Here is a 2162-nt window from a genome sequence, read left to right on the forward strand (position 1 = left end):
CCCACTGTGGTCAGCTGGTCAAATGGACGAATCAACCTGGGCGACGGCCTACGCCTGCTTGTTAGTGTTGATTTTTCCTTTCATCATTCCTTGGCGCTTTGTGTTTGAACACTACGTGAAGAAGCGAGGAGATCGGTGGCGGTGAGGGAGGATGAATAGTGTAGCCCGTGGCCGCCTCTGAACCGCCGAATGTGTATAGGTAAAAAAGTACCTGTATTTCTCTTGAGTGGAATTAATTTGTGTTTTAGTCTATTTTATGAATTTTTGAAAAGCAGAGCAGTTACTCAATGAATTAGATATTGTGCTAACGGGTGCGTTAATCAAAGAAGGATTAACCACCTTTTTTGTTGAACTTATTTTTAATATAGGGAGAAGGATAGTTGAAGAGCTGTTTAAGGAGGAATTTGTATGCTAATGATAACGGAAAATGTAAAGGGCAATCGTTATAAACGATTAATAGACATATTATCAAAGCATTGTAATCGTTTTGCTTTTGTTGAGAATAGACAGTTAATGGAGATTGAAGAAGAACGTCTTGCCTATGTTGATAATTTGATCGTCGATATTAAAGGGCATTTAATCGAACGGAAAATTCAACGAGAATGGGAAACCACAAAACTTTCTGGGGATACAGCATACGTTTTCTATTTTCAGATGAATAATGCTACAAGGCTATTTTTGAAGGAATATAGCAAATCTCTTTTTGATTGGATTAGCCCAGAACTTCCAGAAGACTTAATGTTTTATCATAATAATAAATGTATACTGGCTGGATGTTCACACGAGGGTTTTTTTCTGGTTGATGAAACCTTATGGAAAAGTTTCTTTTTAAAGTAAAGGGTGCGTTGATCCAAGAAGGATTAATGCACTTTTTTGTTGAAGTTATTTAACTACCATGAAAATAAACTTCTCTAACCTCGAAAAAAGACAATACCAAAGAAAACCCGTCTCATGTGTTTAAAAAAATGAGAGAGCTGCAAATCATTACTATGGATTGGTTGACTGGATTAATAACCAGTATAGTCATACCAATATATTTTCATTCTCTGTGGTGAAGCAATGATTTTTTCTGCTTCATGGATGGCTAACGGGGCAGAATAGTTCAATAAGAATTTGCATAAGGTTTACAAAAGAAATTGTTTGTTTATTGTAAGCTGTAATTAGAGAAAAATCTTATTTAGTGAGATTGTATGCCATCAAATATTTTCCATGGATAGAATGGAATAATATACAATGATTAAAAATCCAAATTTATATTCTTATAGGAAGTAGTGAAAAAAGTGAAAACCAAAAAAAGATTTAGACTTTGGATTATTATGAAAAATATATCATTGACTATAGTGGCAGCACTCCTTATTCTGATCGTTTTGAATATCGTTATGACTACATATGAACAAAAAAAATACCCAGCAATAGGGCAATTAGTTGAAGTGGATGGTAAGAATATGCATGTCTATACAAAGGGTGATGGTGAAAATACTATTGTCTTATTAAGTGGATTGGGTACTGATGCACCTGTGCTAGATTTTGAACCTTTGATTAACGAGATGTCAAAGAACAATAAAATAGTTGCTGTAGAGCTTTTTGGATATGGTTGGAGTGATTTAACTAATAAGGAACGAACAGTGGAAAACATAGTAGAGGAAATCAGAACTGCTCTAAAAGAATCAAACATAGAGGGACCATATATATTAATGCCACACTCCATTTCTGGGATTTATAGTATGTACTATGCCAATAAATATCCAGATGAAGTTAGAGCGGTTATAGGGATTGATCCTACATTGCCAGGGTTTAATCATTCTTCCCATACAATGCCAAAGGTTTCTGATTCCCATACAATGCCTAAATTTCATGTAGCACCAACTGGAATTGCAAGATTGGCATTATTTTCGATTCCAGATCTATTCCTTCCTTTAGCAGAGGAAGATATTTATTCCGAAGAAAATTTAAAGATGACCAAAGCCATTTCTGTTTGGAATTCCTTTAACAAAAATGTAGCTAATGAAACGAATAATATACATCATAATATTGATAAAACCATCGATATGACGTTCCCGTCTGATATACCTGTCATGATCTTTACTCCGAAAGAAGAAAACATAAATGAAGATGAGCAATCAAAAATAACTTTTTATCAAACACAGTTAAGTAACGGATCT

At 34.4% G+C, this 2162-nt stretch carries 2 protein-coding genes; both read left to right on the forward strand.

What is annotated here, in order from left to right:
- The first annotated feature begins 408 nt into the window (after positions 1 to 408).
- Positions 409 to 837, forward strand: coding sequence for a stage III sporulation protein AH (locus V7097_RS22235; RefSeq protein WP_335705827.1), 429 nt, complete (start codon positions 409 to 411; stop codon positions 835 to 837).
- Positions 838 to 1280: 443 nt separating this feature from the next.
- A partial coding sequence (locus tag V7097_RS22240) for an alpha/beta fold hydrolase (protein WP_335705828.1) occupies positions 1281 to 2162 on the forward strand: 882 nt, incomplete at its 3' end.

Origin of the sequence: Bacillus sp. JJ1562 (genome assembly GCF_036962705.1) — a bacterium.
In the GTDB taxonomy this organism is placed as follows: domain Bacteria; phylum Bacillota; class Bacilli; order Bacillales; family Bacillaceae_L; genus Ferdinandcohnia.

Excerpts from the sequence above, each read along its gene's own strand:
- V7097_RS22235 (WP_335705827.1), top strand. The coding sequence starts at position 409 with ATGCTAATGATAACGGAAAATGTAAAGGGCAATCGTTATAAACGATTA.